The 18,011-nt window shown below is 69.8% G+C and carries 16 protein-coding genes; 7 read left to right on the forward strand and 9 right to left on the reverse strand.

The genetic code is table 11. The annotated features are described in order from the left end of the window. Window positions 1-57: 57 nt before the first annotated feature. On the forward strand, window positions 58-735 hold the full coding sequence (locus BMY61_RS22885; protein ID WP_063773323.1) for a hypothetical protein: 678 nt from the start codon (window positions 58-60) through the stop codon (window positions 733-735). Here the strand turns inward: BMY61_RS22885 and BMY61_RS22890 are convergent. Continuing rightward, the gene (locus tag BMY61_RS22890) at window positions 644-1,636 is read right to left on the reverse strand and encodes an AraC family transcriptional regulator (protein WP_042453420.1); all 993 of its coding nucleotides are present in this window, start codon (window positions 1,634-1,636) and stop codon (window positions 644-646) included. The genes BMY61_RS22885 and BMY61_RS22890 overlap by 92 nt on opposite strands. 90 nt (window positions 1,637-1,726) lie before the next feature. Here BMY61_RS22890 and BMY61_RS22895 point away from each other — a divergent pair, with 90 nt between their 5' ends. Further along, window positions 1,727-2,617, forward strand: a complete 891-nt coding sequence (locus BMY61_RS22895; RefSeq protein WP_042453421.1) for an MBL fold metallo-hydrolase — start codon at window positions 1,727-1,729, stop codon at window positions 2,615-2,617. Window positions 2,618-2,640: 23 nt separating this feature from the next. On the opposite strand, the gene dnaE is transcribed toward BMY61_RS22895, so the two are convergent. Then, window positions 2,641-6,198: a DNA polymerase III subunit alpha gene (gene dnaE / locus BMY61_RS22900; protein ID WP_042453504.1), complete on the reverse strand. Its 3,558-nt coding sequence runs from the start codon at window positions 6,196-6,198 to the stop codon at window positions 2,641-2,643. A 140-nt stretch (window positions 6,199-6,338) separates the two neighbouring features. On the opposite strand from dnaE, the gene BMY61_RS22905 reads away from it, so the two are divergent. Further along, complete coding sequence (locus BMY61_RS22905; protein ID WP_042453423.1) at window positions 6,339-7,364, forward strand: mechanosensitive ion channel family protein; 1,026 nt, start codon at window positions 6,339-6,341, stop codon at window positions 7,362-7,364. Between the two features lie 15 nt (window positions 7,365-7,379). Here the strand turns inward: BMY61_RS22905 and BMY61_RS22910 are convergent, their stop codons facing one another. Continuing rightward, window positions 7,380-8,360: a DMT family transporter gene (locus tag BMY61_RS22910; RefSeq protein ID WP_082015317.1), complete on the reverse strand. Its 981-nt coding sequence runs from the start codon at window positions 8,358-8,360 to the stop codon at window positions 7,380-7,382. A 154-nt stretch (window positions 8,361-8,514) separates the two neighbouring features. On the opposite strand from BMY61_RS22910, the gene BMY61_RS22915 reads away from it, so the two are divergent. After that, entirely contained in the window at window positions 8,515-9,003 is a 489-nt protein-coding gene (locus tag BMY61_RS22915) for an Lrp/AsnC family transcriptional regulator (RefSeq protein ID WP_042453426.1), read from the forward strand. On the opposite strand, the gene BMY61_RS22920 is transcribed toward BMY61_RS22915, so the two are convergent. Genes BMY61_RS22920 through BMY61_RS22935 form a run of 4 tightly spaced genes read right to left on the reverse strand, consistent with a single transcriptional unit; the run spans window position 9,000 to window position 13,460 of the window. Beyond that, on the reverse strand, window positions 9,000-10,430 hold the full coding sequence (locus BMY61_RS22920) for an amino acid permease (protein WP_042453428.1): 1,431 nt from the start codon (window positions 10,428-10,430) through the stop codon (window positions 9,000-9,002). The genes BMY61_RS22915 and BMY61_RS22920 overlap by 4 nt on opposite strands. A 37-nt stretch (window positions 10,431-10,467) precedes the next feature. Then, on the reverse strand, window positions 10,468-12,057 hold the full coding sequence (locus BMY61_RS22925) for a Na+/H+ antiporter (protein WP_042453430.1): 1,590 nt from the start codon (window positions 12,055-12,057) through the stop codon (window positions 10,468-10,470). Window positions 12,058-12,064: 7 nt separating this feature from the next. Continuing rightward, on the reverse strand, window positions 12,065-12,535 hold the full coding sequence (locus BMY61_RS22930) for a GNAT family N-acetyltransferase (protein WP_052439061.1): 471 nt from the start codon (window positions 12,533-12,535) through the stop codon (window positions 12,065-12,067). Further along, window positions 12,522-13,460, reverse strand: coding sequence for an RluA family pseudouridine synthase (locus BMY61_RS22935; protein ID WP_042453432.1), 939 nt, complete (start codon window positions 13,458-13,460; stop codon window positions 12,522-12,524). Before BMY61_RS22935 ends, BMY61_RS22930 begins: the two co-directional genes overlap by 14 nt. A 210-nt stretch (window positions 13,461-13,670) precedes the next feature. Here BMY61_RS22935 and BMY61_RS22940 point away from each other — a divergent pair, with 210 nt between their 5' ends. From BMY61_RS22940 to BMY61_RS22950, 3 genes are read left to right on the forward strand one after another with little or no spacing between them, the layout of a single operon-like run. Beyond that, entirely contained in the window at window positions 13,671-14,615 is a 945-nt protein-coding gene (locus BMY61_RS22940) for an ABC transporter substrate-binding protein (RefSeq protein WP_042453434.1), read from the forward strand. 37 nt (window positions 14,616-14,652) lie between these two features. After that, the gene (locus tag BMY61_RS22945; protein WP_052439062.1) at window positions 14,653-15,597 is read left to right on the forward strand and encodes an amino acid ABC transporter permease; all 945 of its coding nucleotides are present in this window, start codon (window positions 14,653-14,655) and stop codon (window positions 15,595-15,597) included. An 11-nt stretch (window positions 15,598-15,608) separates the two neighbouring features. After that, window positions 15,609-16,361, forward strand: coding sequence for an amino acid ABC transporter ATP-binding protein (locus BMY61_RS22950; protein WP_042453510.1), 753 nt, complete (start codon window positions 15,609-15,611; stop codon window positions 16,359-16,361). Window positions 16,362-16,420: 59 nt separating this feature from the next. On the opposite strand, the gene lspA is transcribed toward BMY61_RS22950, so the two are convergent. Together lspA and BMY61_RS22960 are read right to left on the reverse strand one after the other, a co-directional pair. Continuing rightward, the gene (lspA, locus tag BMY61_RS22955) at window positions 16,421-17,011 is read right to left on the reverse strand and encodes a signal peptidase II (RefSeq protein WP_042453512.1); all 591 of its coding nucleotides are present in this window, start codon (window positions 17,009-17,011) and stop codon (window positions 16,421-16,423) included. A 97-nt stretch (window positions 17,012-17,108) separates the two neighbouring features. Next, window positions 17,109-17,573: a TraR/DksA family transcriptional regulator gene (locus BMY61_RS22960; protein ID WP_236656330.1), complete on the reverse strand. Its 465-nt coding sequence runs from the start codon at window positions 17,571-17,573 to the stop codon at window positions 17,109-17,111. Between the last annotated feature and the right edge of the window lie 438 nt (window positions 17,574-18,011).

Here is an 18,011-nt window from a genome sequence, read left to right on the forward strand (position 1 = left end):
GGCCCGGAGCGCGGGTCCGTCCGCGCGGCGGCCGGACGGACGTGCGACCATGTCCCGGTGACCGCACCCAACGCCCCCGAGGGCCACAGCCAGCCTCCGTCCGTGCCTCCGGTTCCGCCCGGTGCCGACCAGGTGTGGGCCCCCACCACGGACGCCCCGCGGCCGCGTCCCGACTACCGCCGCGAGATCCTCGTCGGCCTCGCCCTGGTGGTCGGTTCGGCCGTCGCCGGGGTGCTGTTCGGTCTGCTGTGGCACGCGGTGGCGCCTCGGGTCCCGCTCTACTCCGACGGCACGGCGGTCTACCTGCGCGACCCCGAGGGTGAGCAGCAGATCGCGGCCGACGGCTGGTTCGCCCTCATCGGCGGCTGCTTCGGCGTGGTCACGGCGGCCCTGGCGTACTGGCTCACCCGCAGGCGCGGGGCGGGCCTCGCGGTCCCGATCGGCCTCACCCTGGGCGGCCTCGCGGCCGGCTGGGTCGCCTGGCAACTGGGCACGCACCTCGGTCAGACGGACATCCTGAAGCTGGCCGCGACCGTGCCGAAGAACACCGACTTCTCGCGTCCGCTCCAACTCGGGGCGAAGACCGCGATCGTGGCCTGGCCGATGGCGGCGCTGCTGACCTTCCTCGCCGCGACGGCCCTGTTCACGCCGAAGGACGAGCCCCACCTGCCGCACCCGCTGCCGCCGCAGCCGCCACTGGACCCTCGGTCGCCGCAGCAGCCGCAGGAGCACTGAGCGCACGGTAGCGGCCCGGCGTCACGCCGAACTCCCGCTGGAACGCGTGCGAGAGGGCGTACGGGGTGCCGTAGCCGACCCGGCGCGCCACGCCGCCCAGCGGGTCGGTGGTCCCCCGCAGCAGTTCCGCGGCCAAGGTGAGCCGCCACCAGGTGAGGTAGGCCATGGGCGGGCGGCCCACCAGGGCCGAGAACCGACGGGCGAGCGTGGGCCGGGACACGCCCACCTCCTCCGCGAGGCGCTCGTTGGTCCACGGCGCCGCCGGATCGGTGTGCAGAGCTCGCAGCGCCGCGGAGGTCACCGGGTCCGCCAGCACCGCAGGCCAGGCACCGCTCGCGCCCTCGTCCAGCCGGGCGCGGATCATGTAGACGAGGAGCAGGTCCAGCAGGCTGGGCAGCGCGATGCAGGCACCCGGCCGGCGCTCGTCCAGCTCCCGGCCCAACAGGTCGATCGCGGCCCGCAGTTCGGGGTGGCTGCCGACGCGGTTCGGCAGGTGGATCACCTGCGGCAGCTCCGCGAGCAGCGGATGGACCCGACTTCGGTCGAGCCGGTACTTGCCGCACAACAGCTCCACCTCGCCGGGCCCGGGCCGCTGCACGCGCGGCACCCGCCCCTCGGCCCAGGCCTCGAACGGCACGGCGTGCCGCGTCTGGGCCGGGTCGGCGTCGACGTCCGCGAGGACGTGCCCCGCGCCGTGCGGCAGCAGCACCGCATCGCCCGGCCCGAGCACGACCGTCCCACCGTCCTCGGTGAGCAGCCGGCAGCCGCCCGTCAGCACCACGTGGAAACCCGCACCGTCGTAGGGCGCCAGCCGCGTGCACCAACTCCCCCCGACCCGCACCCGGTTCGAGGAGGGCCGCCCGATCTGGACGGCTCTGATCGCGTCACTCACCACGTCCATGCCCTCAGCGTACGCGCATGAGCGCCTTGCGTATTCGGATGAGCCGATCACGCATTGAGCGGCTCATGGCGCGGCCCTTAGCGTCGAGACATGAGCACTGAACCTGTGGAAGGCACGATGGTGGGCGGAGTCGAGATCCTCCGGGCGGTCGAGTGGCAGGACGCCTACGTCCCCGCCCGTCAGCTGGTCCCGGACTCCCGGGAGGCGGAGTGGCAGGACAACGCCGGCTGGCTGGCCCCCGACCACTGGCGGCCGGAGACCGACCAGGCCGTGGTCACCCTGCAGACCTGGGTGCTGCGCAGCGCCGGCCGCACGGTCCTGGTGGACACCGGCGTGGGCAACGGCCGCGAGCGGCCGGGCTCACCGTTGTTCCATCGCCGCGAGGGCGACTTCCTGGGGCGACTGGCCGCGGTGGGCGTGCGCCCGGAGGACGTGGACGTCGTGGTCAACACCCATCTGCACGCCGACCACGTCGGCTGGAACACGCGCAGCGTGGACGGGGAGTGGGTGCCCACCTTCCCGAACGCCCGCTACCTGCTGCCCGCGGCGGACGACGCCTACTACGGCCCGGCGGGCGGCTACGGCGGCGGCCGACGGGTGGACGACAGGCTCCTCCACGAGGACAGCGTGGCCCCGATCGCCCGAGCCGGGCAGTTGGAGCTGTGGGAGGACAGCCTCCGCATCGACGAGCACCTCACCCTGGAAGCCGCCCCGGGCCACACCCCCGGCTCTTCGGTCCTCCGTCTCGCCTCCGGCACGAACCGTGCCGTCTTCGTCGGCGACATGCTGCACAGCCCGGTCCAGATCCTCGACCCCTCCCACAGCAGCTGCTTCTGCCTCGACCCGGCACAGGCGGCCACCACCCGCCGTCGAATCCTGGAACGTGCGGCGGACCAACGGGAGCTGGTCATCCCGGCGCACTTCGGTGGCACCGGCATGGTCGAAGTGCACCGGGCCGGCACTGGATTCCGCGTCAGCTAGGCGCACCCCTGGGGGGTAGCAACTTACACAGTTGCCCAGGCGCCGGCGCCCAGCATCCCCTTGATGTCGCTCGCGAACCCGTTGTCCGGATCCACCAGGAACCCGAGCTCGAAGAGCACGCTCCGCGAGTGACCCTCCATCAGCAGGCGGACCGGTACGTCGCCCGGATGGGCCTTCAGCGCGCGCTTCAGCTCCGAGACCAGCTGGGCGTTGATCTTCCGCTCGTTGATGTTCAGCTGGACCGGCGGCTTGCCCCCGTGCTCCGCGGAGGAGATGTCGAGCATCTGCATCTCCGAGCCGAAGATGCTGAGCGCGCCGTCCCGCTCGTTCAGACGGCCCTTGACCGCGACGACGTTGTCCTCCACCAGCATCTCGCTGAGCAGCAGGTACGTCTTCGGGAAGAACAGCACCTCCACCGAGCCGTCACGGTCGGCGAGCGTGATCAGCGCCCACGCGTTGCCCGCCTTGTTGATGCGGCGGTCCACCGACGTGATCAGACCGGAGAGCTTGACCTCGCCCTCGGTCCGCCCGGACCCCAGCAGTTCCGCGATCGAGGTGTCGCGGTTGCGGGCGAGGATGTGCTCGGCACCGTCCAGCGGGTGGCTGGAGACGTAGAGGCCGAGCATCTCGCGCTCGGTGGAGAGCAGGTGCTTGCGCGGCCACTCCTTGTCGTCGAGCTGGAAGTCCAGCCCGATCGTCGGCCCGTCGCTGCCGTCGTCGATCGCGCCGAACAGGTCGTCCTGGCCGATCGCGGCCTGCTTCTTGACGCCGATGACGGCGTCGATCGCGTTCTCCGCGACCGCCACCAGACCCCGGCGGGTGTGCCCGAGCGAGTCGAAGGCACCGGCCTTGATCAGGGAGTCGACGGCGCGCTTGTTGCACACCGGCAGCTCGACCTTGTCCAGGAACTCCGCGAAGGTGGCGTACTTGCCCTTCGACTTCCGGGTCTCCACCAGCGAGTCGATGACGTTCTCACCGACGTTGCGGATGGCCTTGAGGCCGAAGCGGACGTCCTCGCCGACGGCGGTGAAGTCGGTGACGGACTCGTTGATGTCCGGGGAGAGGACCTTGATGCCCTGGGCGCGCGCGTCGGCCAGGTAGATGGCCATCTTGTCCTTGTCGTCACCGACGGAGGTGAGCAGCGCGGCCATGTACTCGGCCGGGTAGTTGGCCTTGAGGTACGCGGTCCAGTAGGAGACCAGCCCGTACGCGGCGGAGTGCGACTTGTTGAAGGCGTAGCCGGCGAAGGGGACCAGCACGTCCCACACCGCCTGGATCGCCTCGTCGGAGTAGCCGCGCTCCTTGCAGCCGGCGTGGAAGGGGACGAACTCCTTCTCCAGGACCTCCTTCTTCTTCTTGCCCATGGCGCGGCGGAGCAGGTCGGCCTGGCCGAGGCTGTAGCCGGCCAGCACCTGCGCGGCTCGCTGCACCTGCTCCTGGTAGACGATCAGGCCGTAGGTGGGACCGAGGACGTCCTTGAGCGGCTCCTCCAGCTCCGGGTGGATCGGCGTGATCTCCTGCTGGGCGTTCTTGCGCAGGGCGTAGTTGGTGTGCGAGTTCATGCCCATCGGACCCGGCCGGTACAGCGCCGAGACGGCGGAGATGTCGGCGAACTCGGTGGGCTTCATCAGGCGCAGCAGCGCGCGCATGGGACCGCCATCGAGCTGGAACACGCCCAGGGTGTCGCCGCGCTGGAGCAGTTGGAAGGTGACCGGGTCGTCCAGCGGGATCTCGTCGCAGTCGACGTCGACGCCCCGGTTGGACTTGATGACCTTGATGCAGTGATCGATGATGCCCAGGTTCCGCAGACCCAGGAAGTCCATCTTGATCAGGCCCATGGCTTCGCACGACGGGTAGTCGAAGCCGGTGATGATCGTGCCGTCCTTGTCCCGCATGTGCAGCGGGATCAGGTCCAGCAGCGGCGCCGAGGAGAGGATCACGGCCGCGGCGTGGACGCCGGTGCCGCGGATCAGGCCCTCGATGCCCATACCCGTGTCGATGATCTTCTTGACGTCGGGCTCGTTCTCGTACAGGGCACGGATCTCGGTGCCCTCGTTGTAGCGCGAGTGCGAGGAGTCGAAGAGGTCCTTGAGCGGGACACCCTTGCCCATCACGTCCGGCGGCATCGCCTTGGTGATCTTGTCACCCATGGCGAAGGGATAGCCGAGGATGCGGCTGGAGTCCTTGACGGCGGCCTTGGCCTTGATGGTGCCGAAGGTGTTCACCTGGGCGGTGTACGCGGCGCCGTACTTCTCGCTGACGTACCGCACCATCTGGTCGCGCTGGCGGTCGTCGAAGTCGATGTCGACATCCGGCGGGTTGATGCGCTCGGGGTTGAGGAACCGCTCGAACAGCAGGTCGTGCTCGATCGGGTCGAGCTGGGTGATGCCGGTCAGGTAGGCGACCATCGAACCGGCCGCGGAGCCACGGCCGGGACCGACGGGGATGCCGTTGTCGCGGGCGTGCTGGCAGATGTCCGCGACCACGAGGAAGTAGGAGGAGAAGCCCATCGGGTCGATGACGGACATCTCCAGCTCGATCCGGTCGAGCACGTCCTGACCGGGGTCGTCACCGAAGCGCTTCTGGAGGCCCTCGCCGATCTTCTGGCGCAGGTAGCTGACCTGGGTCTCGCCCTCGGGCACGTCGAACTGCGGCATCCGGTCGACGAAGTCGAAGATCTCGTCGTACGGCTCGATCATCGACTCGACGAGGAGGGTGTTGTCGCACGCCTCCGGGAGCTCGCGGAAGAGCTCGCGCATCTCCTCGGCCGTCTTGAGGTAGTAACCGGAACCGTTGAACTTGAAGCGGTTCGGGTCGTCCTTGTTCTTGCCGACGCCGATGCAGAGCAGGTTGTCGTGCGCGTCCGCCTGGTCGGCGGTGACGTAGTGCGAGTCGTTGGTGGCCAGCAGCGGGATGTCCAGCTCCTTGGCCAGGCGGAGCAGGTCGAGACGGACGTCGCGCTCGATGTCGAGCCCGTGGTCCATCAGCTCCAGGAAGTAGTTCTCCTTGCCGAAGATGTCCTGGTAGGCCGCGGCGGCCTTGACGGCCTCCTCGTACTGGCCGAGCCGGAGCCTGGTCTGCACCTCGCCGGAGGGGCAGCCGGTGGTGGCGATGATGCCCTCGGAGTGCTGCGCGATCAGCTCGCGGTCCATGCGGGGCTTCATGTAGTAGCCCTCGATGGAGGCGAGCGAGGAGAGTCGGAAGAGGTTGCGCAACCCGCCGGCGTTCTTGGCCCACATGGTCATGTGGGTGTACCGGCCACCGCCGGAGACGTCCTTGCCGCCCTCACCGCTGGCGTCCCCGCCCGCCATCCGGCCGCCCTGCTGACCCCAGAAGGTCTGCTTCTTGTGGGTGCGGCTGCCGGGCGCGACGTAGGCCTCGATACCGATGATCGGCTTGACCGGATGCTTCTTCGCGATCTGGAAGAACTCGTACGCGCCGAACATGTTGCCGTGGTCGGACATCGCGATCGCGGGCATGCCCTGCCGCTCGACCTCGGCGAACATCTTGCCGTTCTTCGCGGCCCCGTCCAGCATCGAGAACTCTGTGTGAACGTGCAGGTGAACGAAGCTGTCGGCCACGGCGGACAAGACTCCCTCAGGCAGTCGGCGGCGGTGAAGAACTCAGCCTACCCGCGCCACACGTGCCGACGGGCACCGCACGCGCAACATCCTGCGCGGGATACTGTGACCTCCACAATAGGTGGACGAAACGGACATGAATGGACCTGAAGGTGCTCAGCCAGCTGATCGCCGTCACGGCGACGATCGGCCTGACACTGCTCATCGGCTGGCTGGTCGACAAGCTGCTGCAGCGGGTCGCGGCGAAGCACCCGGAGACGACGGTCTGGCCCCTGCTGCGGCGCTGCCGGATCCCGCTCCAGTTCGTCGTCTGCCTCTCGCTGCTCCTCGCGAACGCGCCCCTGGCCCAGCTGTTCGACCAGCACGCGGACGACGTCCGGCACGGCCTGCTCCTGGCGCTGATCGCCTCCGCCGGCTGGCTGCTCAACCGGGTGCTCGCCGCCGTGCTCTCCGGCTTCTTCAGCCGCTACCAGGAGGTCTCCGACGACCCCTCCCGGGTCCAGCGGGTCCGCACCCAGGTCGTCATGCTGCGGCGGACCGCCGGCGCCCTGGTGATCCTGGTCACCGTCGGCGCGATGCTGCTCACCTTCCAGGAGATGCGCACCCTCGGCGCCTCCCTGCTCGCCTCGGCGGGCCTGATCGGCATCGTCGCCGGCATCGCGGCACAGAACACCCTCGGCAACTTCTTCGCCGGTCTGGTGATCGCCTTCGGCGACCTGGTCCGGATCGGCGACACGGTCGTGGTCGAGGGCCAGCAGGGCGTCGTGGAGGAGATCACCCTCTCCTACCTGGTGGTCCGCCTGTGGGACCAGCGTCGCCTGGTGGTGCCGGTCTCCTACTTCGTCAGCCGCCCGTTCGAGAACTGGACCCGGGCCGACCCGCACACCACCGGCTCGATCCTGCTCCACCTCGACCACACCACGCCGGTCGCCGAGCTGCGCGAGCAGTTCCACCGGCTGCTGCTGGACAGCAAGGAGTGGGACGGCCGCGACTGGGGCCTGGTGGTCTTCGACACCACCCCCTCCACGATCGTCGTCCGCGCCACGATGACCACCCGCAACCCGGACGACGCCTTCGTCCTCAAGGCCCACGCCCGCGAGTCCCTCATCGCCTGGCTCCGCGACCACCACCCGGACGCCCTCCCCCGCGTCCGCACGGGCGGGTAGCCGGGACAGGCTCGGTCACCTGACGGGCCGCCGGTTGGCCAGCATCACCCCGGCCGCGACCAGCGCGGTGCCGGCCAGGACGGGGACGGTCAGCGGTTCGCCGAGCAGCGGAACGGCGGCCGCGGCCGTCAGTACGGGGCTGAGGCTGCCGACGGTGGTGCACCGTTCGGGGCCGAGGCGGCGGATCGCGGTGGCGTAGAAGAGGCCGGAGCAGATGCCGGTGCCGACGCCCTGGACGAGGAGGAAGACGAGCACGTCGTGCGGCGCGGCGTGGGTGAGCAGCGTGCTGGGCAGCACACCGAGCAGGGCCGCCAGGGCGATGACGGCGAAGGTGGGGACGCAGAGCAGACCCATGGACCCGACGGGGTCGAGCGAGATCTCGCGCAGGCCGACCGTGTAGATCGCCCAGAGTCCGCTGGCGAGCAGCAGCAGGCCGACCCCCGCGAGGGTACGCCCGTCGACTCCCGCCAGATCGGGCGCCACCAGGGCGAGTGCGCCCAGACCGATGAGCCCGAGGCCCGCGCGCTGCAGCCCGCGCGGCACCCGGCCGGTGCGGACCGCGAGCGCGGCGACGAAGAGCGGGACCATCCCCGGCACCAGCGCGCCGACGAACGCCGCCGAGGTGAGCGCGCCGCCGTAGGTCGCCGCCAGGTAGAAGGGGACGCCGCCCCCGAGGACGATCTTCAGGGCGGCTGCCGGGCGCAGGCCCGCCGCGCGGGTGAACTGCCCACGGCGCCGCCACAGCGCCGGGGCCAGCACCAACGCCGGCAGCCCGAAGCGGATCAGCGCCGCGTCCGCCGGGCGCAGCGAGGAGGCGGCGAGCGCCCTGTCGCTGAGCGCGAACGCGCTCCACAGGCAGACCGTCGCCACCAGCGCGGCGACGCCGAGGGGGTCGGCCGTCCGCCGCCCGGTCGGACGGCCCGCCGCGGGCTCGACGGCGAGCGTCCGCTCCACGGCGGACTCGGTCGTCAGGGGCGTGACGGAGATCGGGGGCATGGCGGCGTGACTCCACTGGCTGCCGGAAACGGCGGGAACGCGAGCAATGCTATGGCGACAGGCGTGGCATGCGATTGCTAAAAATGTCTCCAGAGACCAGCCAAGAGGCAGAATCTGCCAAGACTCCACGATCTGAACAGAAGGCAGGAGAACCATGGACGCCGTCGATCGGTCGATCGTCCGCGAGCTGCAGCAGGACGGCCGCCTGACCAACCAGGAGCTGGCGGACCGCGTCCGGCTCTCCCCCTCGCCGTGCCTGCGCCGGGTGCGCCGGCTCGAGGAGGCGGGCGTGATCGAGGGCTACACGGCCCTGGTGGACCAGTCCGTCTTCGGCCTGCCGGTCACCGCCTTCGTGCGGATCGGGCTGGAGCGGCACAACGCGGCGAGCGTGGAGGCCTTCGAGGAGCACGTCCAGCGGATCGACCACATCCAGGACTGCTACCTGATGGCGGGCAGCACCGACTACCTGCTCCGCATCGTGGTCGAGGACCTCCAGGCCTACGAGCGCCTGGTCCGCACCCGCCTGCACGCGATCCCCGGCATCGCCTCCATCGAGTCCGAGTTCGCCTTCGGCAGCGTCAAGCACACGCGGGTCTTCCCGCAGCCGGCGCCCTTCCGGCCGGCGACGGAGGACCGACTCTAGGATTCCCGGCTCCTGATGGCGTACCAGCCGGCCGTCAGGGCCGCCGTGATGGGGACGATCAGCAGGATCGTCCAACGACCGACCGTGCCGCCGGAGACGCCCATCTCGACGACGACGAAGAGCAGGAACGCGATCGTGACGAGCTCGACCCAGGGCGAGAAGCCCAGGCGGTAGGAGGGGCGCTCCGCGTGGCCCGCACGGGCGCGGCGGACGAAGAGGGCGTGGCAGACCATGATCATGATCCAGGTGGAGATGACGCCCAGCGAGGCGATGTTGACCACGATCTCGAAGGCCTCGCCCGGCAGCCAGGCGTTGAGCCCGACGCCGATCAGTGCCGCGCCCGCCGTCAGGAAGATGCCGCCGTAGGGCACCGCGCGAGCGGACATCCGGCCGGTGAAGGCCGGCGCGGAGCCGGACGCGGCCAGCGAGCGCAGGATGCGGCCGGTGGAGTAGAGGCCGGAGTTGAGGCTGGACATGGCCGCCGTCAGCACGACGGCGTTCATGATGCCGCCGATGCCCGGCACGCCCAGCTTGGCGAAGACCGTGACGAAGGGGCTCTCCGAGGCGGAGTACGAGCTCCACGGGAGCAGCAGCACCAGCATGACGATGGAGCCGACGTAGAAGACGAGGATGCGCCAGGTGATCGAGTTGATCGCCTTGGGGACGATCTTCGCCGGCTCGGCCGTCTCGCCCGCCGTGACGCCGACCATCTCGATCGCCGCGTAAGCGAAGACGACGCTCTGCAGCACCACGATCATCTGGACCACGCCGCGCGGGAACCACCCGCCGTTGTCGCTGATCATGTGCAGGCCCGGCACCTGGCCGGCGATCGGGTGCTGGGTGGCCAGCAGCACCACGCCCACCACCAGGAAGAGCACGATCGCCGCGACCTTGACGATGGCGAACCAGAACTCCATCTCGCCGAAGAGCCGTACCGAGATCAGGTTGATCGAGAGCACCACGGCCAGCGCGACCAGCGCCAGCACCCACTGCGGGACGGAGGTGAAGGCGTCCCAGTAGTGCACGTAGAGGGCGACGGCGGTGATGTCCGCCATTCCGGTGGTCGACCAGTTCAGCACGTACATCCAGCCCGCGATGTACGCGCCCTTCTCGCCCAGGAACTCCCGCGCGTAGCTGACGAACGAGCCCGACGAGGGCCGGTGCAGCACCAGCTCGCCGAGCGCGCGCACCACCAGGAACGCGAAGACACCCGCCACCGCGTAGGAGATCGCCAGCGAGGGCCCCGCCTTGGCCAGGTTGCCGCCCGCGCCGAGGAAGAGACCGGTGCCGATCGCACCGCCGATGGCGATCATGCTGATGTGGCGCGGCTTCAGCGTCTTGGCATAGCCGGCGTCGCCGTCGTCGTGGAGGTCGACGTCGGCGTGCTGGGAGGTGGCGCCGGACGTGGTCTGCGGGTCGGTGCTCACAGGGGCCTTTCGTGACGGGGGCGTGACGGGAGGCGGCTCAGCGTTCGCTGCGCAGGTCGAGCTGGCGGATGACGCGGTCGACGAGCTCCGGGTCGGCTCCCGGCTCCATCCGGGCCACCTGCATCTCCTCGCGGGAGGCGGCGAGCATCTCGGACTCGACCCGGCGCAGGGTCTTGAAGGCCCGGACGCGCTGCTTCCACTCCTCGCGCTGCTGTTCGTCGTAGATGTCGGGGCGGCTGCGGGCCAGCCGGTCGACCTGCCGCTGCTTGAGGCGGTCGACGAGCTCGTCCGGCAGCTCCTCGTGCGTCGCCATCTCCTTCAGACGCACCAGCCCGGCCCGGGAGGCCCGGTACCACAGGCGCCGCTCCTCGTGGTCCTCCGCGTCCTCGTCCCGGCCCAGGTGCAGCCAGCGCACGACCAGCGGCAGCGTCAGGCCCTGGACCACGAGCGTGAAGATGACCACGGAGAAGGCGATGAAGACGATCTCGTAGCGCAGCGGGAACGGCTTGCCGTCGTGCCCGGTGAACGGGATGGCCAGCGCGAGCGCCACCGAGGCGACGCCGCGCATGCCCGCCCACCACAGCACCACGGACTCCCGCCAGCCGAGCGGCGTCACGTCTTCGCGACGGCCGAGACGCCGGTCCAACCAGGCGGCGAACCACGAGCCGGGCAGCAGCCACAGGAACCGCACGCCGACCACGACGACGATGACGAGTGCCGCGTCGCCGATCATCGAGGGCCAGCTGCTGCCGACCTCGTGCAGCACGCTGGACCACTCCAGGCCGATCAGGCCGAAGGCCATGCCGGAGATCAGCAGCTCCACGACGTCCCAGAACGCGGAGCCGACCAGGCGGAAGGAGACGTCGTCCGCGCCGACGGCCCGGTCGTTGATCCACAGCGCGCAGACCAGCACCGCCAGCACTCCGGAGCCGTGCAGCTGGTCGGCGAGCACGTAGGCGGCGAACGGGACCAGCAGGCTGAGGCCGACCTGGAGCGTCGCGTCGCTCAGCATCGCTATGACCTTGCCGCTCAGCCAGCCGATGCCGACGCCGAAGACGAGGGCGAGCACGGCCGAGAGCAGGAGGCGCAGCGCCGCGTGGAGGGTGGAGAACTGACCGGTCACCACCGCGTCGACGGCGAGGGCGTAGACCACGAGCGCGGTGACGTCGTTGAACAGGCCCTCGGTCTCCAGGATGCCGAGCAGGCGGCGCGGCAGCCCGACGCTCTGCGCGACCGCGCCTGCCGCGATCGGGTCCGGCGGGGAGATCATCGCGCCGAGCGCCACGGCGGCGGCGACCGGCAGCGCCGGGGTGATCCAGTGCATCGCGCCCGCCACGGCCGCGGTGGTGACCAGCACCAGGGCGACGGCCAGCAGCAGGATGACGCGCGCGTTCTGCAGGTAGTAGCGCGCCGTGGAGCGCTGCGCGGACGCGTAGATCAGCGGCGGCAGCACGAGCGGGAGGATCAGGTCCGGCTCGATGTGCACGTTCGGCACGAACGGCAGCAGCGCGAGCACGATGCCGAGGAGGGTCATCAGCACCGGCTGCGGCAGGTGGATCCGCTCGGCGAGCGGGGTGGTGACGATGGCGCAGAGAAAAACCGTGAAGAGAAGGATCAGCTGCGCCACACAGGCATCATGCCAGACGTTTCGTCATACTCCGGTGCGGAATGCCCGCGTCGGGGTACTCCTCCCCAAAAGCGACATAACCCAAGCGCTCGTAGAAGCCGAGTGCCTGCACCTGGGCGTGCAGCTCCAGCTCCACGCCGCCGCGCTCGCGTCCCGCCGCCTCGATCGCGCGCACCAGCGCCACCCCGAGGCCGGTGCCGCGCGCCTGCTGACGCACCGCCAGCCGGCCGAGCAGCACGACGCCCTCACGGCCGGTCTCGGCCAGCGCCTGCGGACCGTGGATCAACCGGCCGGTGCCGAGCGGCGTCCCGTCCGCCGCGCGGGCGAGCACGTGGACGCTGGTGGCGTCGAGGTCGTCGTACTCCAGCTCGACGGGGACCTGCTGCTCCTCGACGAAGACCTCGTAGCGGACGCTGCGCACGTCCGCCATGTCCGCCTCGGCCGCGACCTCGATCGAGACGTCCTCAGCTCTCCGCACTGATGATCTCCAGGGCGCGGGCCAGGTCGGCGGGGTAGTCGCTGGTGAACTCGACCCACTCGCCCGTCCCCGGGTGCTGGAAGCCGAGCGAGACGGCGTGCAGCCACTGCCGGGTCAGGCCCAGGCGCTTGGCCAGGGTCGGGTCGGCGCCGTAGGTGGTGTCGCCGACGCAGGGGTGGCGCAGCGCCGACATGTGGACCCGGATCTGGTGGGTGCGGCCCGTCTCCAGCTTGATGTCCAGCAGCGAGGCGGCGCGGTAGGCCTCGATCAGGTCGTAGTGGGTGATCGACGGCTTGCCACCGGCGACGACCGCCCACTTCCAGTCGCTGCTGGGGTGGCGGTCGATCGGGGCGTCGACGGTGCCGGACAGCGGGTCCGGGTGGCCCTGGACCAGGGCGTTGTAGCGCTTCTCCGGCACCCGGTCGCGGAACTGCTGCTTGAGCGAGGTGTAGGCGTGCTCGGACTTGGCGACGACCATCAGGCCGGAGGTGCCGACGTCCAGGCGGTGCACCACGCCCTGGCGCTCGGCGGCGCCGGAGGTGGAGATGCGGTAGCCCGCCCCGGCGAGGCCGCCGATGACGGTGGGGCCGGTCCAGCCCGGGCTCGGGTGGGCGGCGACGCCGACCGGCTTGTCCACGAGGACGAAGTGCTCGTCGTCGTAGACGATCTTCATGTTGTCGATCTTCTCGGCGACGATCTGCACCGGCGCCGGCGGAGCCGGGATCTCGACCTCCAGCCAGGCGCCCGCGGTCACCCGGTCGGACTTGCCGACCTCGGCACCGTCCACGGTGACCTTGCCCTCGGCGGCCAGCTCGGCGGCCTTCGTCCGGGAGAAGCCGAACATACGGGCGATGGCGGCGTCGACACGCTCGCCCTCGAGGCCGTCGGGCACGGGCAGGGCGCGGATCTGGGGAACGGTGCTCACCGTAACGAGTATGCCGTATGGGAGGGGTGCACCCGGCCTTGCTGCCGCCGCCCCGAGCTGCGGCTTGTTATCTGATTTTGACCCAACTGTGCAGCCGAACGGCCTATTGGGAGTGAGAGGATGCGGACTCAATTCACGCAGGGGCGGGACGCATAAAGGTGTGCAGACCCTCCTTCGGCGTGCTCATACATCGCAGGAGGACCCACCCTCATGGCTCGTTCCGTCTCGCAGCGTCTCCTCCTCGCCGGCTCCGTGGCCGTGGTCGGCTCGCTGATCCTCACGGGTTGTGGCAGCTCCAAGATCGACGGAAACACCGGTGCCGCCCCCAACGCCTCGCAGTCGGTGAACGCGGAGGGCACCGACGCGGCGCTGGTCGCCATGGTCCCGGCCGCGCTGAAGACCAAGGGCACCGTCGTCATCGGCAGCGACACCACCTACGCGCCGTCCGAGTTCAAGAACGCCCAGGGCCAGATCGTCGGCTTCGACGTGGAGCTCGGCACTGCGATCATGAAGAAGCTGGGCCTCAAGGCCGAGTTCCAGAGCGCGAGCTTCGACAGCATCCTCGGCGGCATCGTCGCGAAGAAGTACGACCTCGGCATGTCCTCCTTCACGGACAACAAGCAGCGCGAGCAGCAGGTCGACCTGGTCGACTACTACAACGCGGGCGAGGCCATCGCGACCCTGACCGGCAACCCGGACAAGCTGACCGGTCAGGCGGCCGACCTGTGCGGCATCAAGGTCTCGGTGCAGACCGCCACCACCGAGTCCGACGAGATCAAGAACGTGATCAACCCGGCCTGCAAGAAGGCGGGCAAGCCGGTCGTCCCGGGCGACGGCAACCAGTTCGACGCGCAGACCGACGCGACCTCGGCGCTGATCGCCAAGCGCGACCAGGCCATGATGGCCGACTCCCCGGTCATCGACTACGCCGTGCAGCAGAGCAACGGCCAGCTGATCAAGATCGGCCAGGACTACAACACCGCCCCCTACGGTCTCGCCGTGCCCAAGGGCGACGGCCAGTTCGCCCAGGCCATCGCCGGCGCCATCAAGGACCTGATCCAGGACGGCACCTACAACCAGATCCTGACCAAGTGGGCCGTCCAGCCCGGCGCGATCACCGCCGACAAGGTCGTCGTCAACGGCGCCACCAGCTGACCCGCCCCGGCACTCCCCACGTAAGGCATAGAGAATCGTGACGCTTCCTCAGGACGCGGCGCCCCCGGACCGGGGGCGCCCCGAGGAGATACGGGCCGTACCCGTCCGGCACCCCGGACGCTGGGTGGCCGTGGTCGTCATCGCCGTGCTGGCGGCGATGCTCGGTCATCTGATGGTCACCAGTTCCGTCCTGCACTGGGACGTGGTCGGCCAGATCTTCACCTACCCCACCGTGCTCGCGGGCGTCGGCCGGACGCTGGAGCTGACCGCGCTGGCCATGGTGATCGGCATCGTCGGCGGCGTCCTGCTCGCCGTGATGCGCCTGTCGAAGAACCCGGTGCTCTCCGGGGCCTCCTGGATCTACATCTGGGTCTTCCGCGGCACGCCGGTCCTGGTCCAGCTGTTCTTCTGGAACTTCCTCGGTGCTCTGGTCCCCAAGGTCGGCATCGGCATCCCGTTCGGGCCGACCTTCGCCTCGTGGAACTACAACGACCTGGTCGGCCTGTTCACCGCGGCGACGCTGGCCCTCGGGCTCAACGAGGCGGCGTACTTCGCCGAGATCGTCCGCGCCGGCATCCTGTCGGTCGACGAGGGCCAGGCCGAGGCGGCCTCCTCGCTCGGGCTCACCCACGCGCAGACGCTGTGGCGGATCGTGCTGCCCCAGGCCATGCGCGTGATCATCCCGCCGGCCGGCAACGAGACCATCTCGATGCTGAAGACCACCTCACTGGTCTCCGCGATCGCGCTCGAAGAGCTGACCCGCGCCGGCCAGGACATCGCCTCGCGCACCTTCTACGAGATCCCGGCCCTGGTCGCGATCAGCTTCTGGTACCTGCTGATGACCTCGATCCTGTCCATCGGGCAGTACTACGTCGAGCGGTACTACTCACGCGGCACCAACCGCGTCCTGCCGGACACCCCCTGGCAGAAGGTCCGCAAGAACCTGCTGAGCTTCCAGCGCCACGAGGGAGCCGTCGGATGAGCATCGAACCCATGGTCCGCGCCGAGCAGGTGCACAAGTCCTACGGGCAGGTCGAGGTGCTCAAGGGCATCGACCTGGAGGTCCAGCCGGGGCAGGTGTTCTGCCTGGTCGGCCCGTCCGGCTCGGGCAAGTCCACCTTCCTGCGCTGCATCAACCACCTGGAGAAGATCAACGCCGGACGGCTCTACGTCGACGGCGAGCTGGTCGGCTACCAGGAGAAGAACGGCAAGCTCCACGAGCTGCCCGACCGCGTGGTCGCGCAGAAGCGCCGGGACATCGGCATGGTGTTCCAGCGGTTCAACCTGTTCCCGCACATGACCGCGCTGGAGAACATCACCGAGGCGCCCACCCAGGTCAAGAAGGTGCCGAAGGCCCAGGCGCGCGAGCAGGCGATGGAGCTGCTGACCAAGGTCGGGCTGGCCGACAAGGCCGGAAACTACCCCTCCCAGCTCTCCGGCGGCCAGCAGCAGCGCGTCGCCATCGCCCGCGCGCTGGCGATGGAGCCCAAGCTGATGCTCTTCGACGAGCCCACCTCCGCGCTCGACCCCGAGCTGGTCGGTGACGTCCTGGACGTCATGCGCGGCCTGGCCGAGGACGGGATGACCATGATCGTGGTCACCCACGAGATGGGCTTCGCCCGGGAGGTCGGCGACTCGCTGGTCTTCATGGACGGCGGCGTCGTGGTCGAGTCCGGCCACCCCCGGGAGGTGCTCACCAACCCGCAGCACGAGCGCACCCAGGCCTTCCTGTCCAAGGTCCTGTAGCCCCGCGCGACGCGAAAGGGCGCCCGGCCTGTGGCCGGGCGCCCTTTCACATGCACGCGCTACTTGTCGCGCTGCACGCTGCCGTCCGGGTTGGTGCCCAGGAAGGAGAGCAGCACGACCAGGATGCCGCCGCAGACGATGGCCGAGTCGGCCAGGTTGAAGACGGCGAAGTGCTTGACCGAGATGAAGTCGACGACCTCGCCCCGGAACAGCCCCGGCGAGCGCATGATGCGGTCGGTCAGGTTGCCGAAGGCGCCACCCAGCAGCAGGCCGAGGGCGACCGCCCAGGGCAGGCTGTACAGACGCCGGGAGAGCCGGATGATCACGACGATGACCGTGGCCGCGATGAGCGTGAACACGATGGTCATCGCCTGGCCCATGCCGAACGCCGCACCCGGGTTGCGGATCACCGCGAGCTGCACCCAGTCACCGATCAGGCGGATCGGGTCCTTGTGCTCCAACTGCGCGACGACCAGCAGCTTGCTGCCGAGATCCAGCAGGTAGGCGAGCAGGGCGACGCTCAGCAGCACGCCGATCCGACGCTTCTTCGCCGTCGTCTCGGGCGCTTCGTCGAGCTGCACGTCTTCTTCCGGCTCAGTCGAGGCGGGAGCGTCGGCCTCGGCGTTCTGGTGACCCTGGGTACTGATGATGCGCTCCGCGTGACCGTATCGGGTGGGCTGTCGCCGTCGAGGGTACGGCACGCCATGCCTCCGGCGCGGCCTGGGCCGCGCCGGAGGCGGTGCCGAATCAGTAACGGCGTTCCTGCTTCTGCTTGCACTCCACGCACAGCGTGGCGCGTGGGAAGGCCTGCACCCTCGCCTTGCCGATCGCCTTGCCGCAGGACTCGCAGAACCCGAACTGGGACCCGGCGATCCGCAGCAGCGCGCGCTCGGTCTGGGCGAGCATGTCGCGGGCGTTGGCCGCGAGGGAGAGCTCGTGCTCCCGCGAGATGTTCTTGGTGCCGGCATCGACCTGGTCGTCGCCCGCGCCGTCGCCGGAGTCGCGCATCAGACCGCTGACGGCCTCCTCGGCCGTCTGGATCTCGGCCCGCAGGTCCGCCGCCTCGGCCGTGAGCTCGGCCTGCAGCTCCATGACCTCCTCCGCGGTCCACGGCTCCTCGCCAGGGCGGACCGGGAGCGAGGCCGGGTCCAACCGCGCGCCGGTGGCCTGGTGGGTCGTCCGGGTGGCCGCGGTGGTCTTGTTTCGCGTCACGATGCTCTCCCCCGGGTCTCCCACGGACACTCCGGCACGGCGTGTCCCGCCAGCTCGGCTCCTTGCCTTGTCCGCCATTCCCTCGACCCCTTCGTGCATGACTGACCGGCACTCTGTCGGTGCCGGAACGATAAGCCGTGGCGAATGCCACCACAACGGGACATACCGGAGTACGTCCTTCCTCTCGCCTGGCTGCACCAGTGCGGTTGCCCGGGCCGCGTGGTCCTGCAGCATGTAGGACGAGTGGACGAAGGAAGTTGTGCCCAGAACGTGACGCGATAATCGCCCGGTGTGTCCGTTACCGGCGCGTCACCTCACGAGGGGCGCGCGCGGTAGTGCAGGAAATCACCTTGCCGCGCCCTATAGACTGCTTGGCAGCAAGGCGTGGATGGGGACGAGTACCGCCGCACGCAGCCGATAGAGACCCGGGGACGGTGG

Origin of the sequence: Streptacidiphilus jiangxiensis, from assembly GCF_900109465.1 — a bacterium.
GTDB lineage: Bacteria > Actinomycetota > Actinomycetes > Streptomycetales > Streptomycetaceae > Streptacidiphilus > Streptacidiphilus jiangxiensis.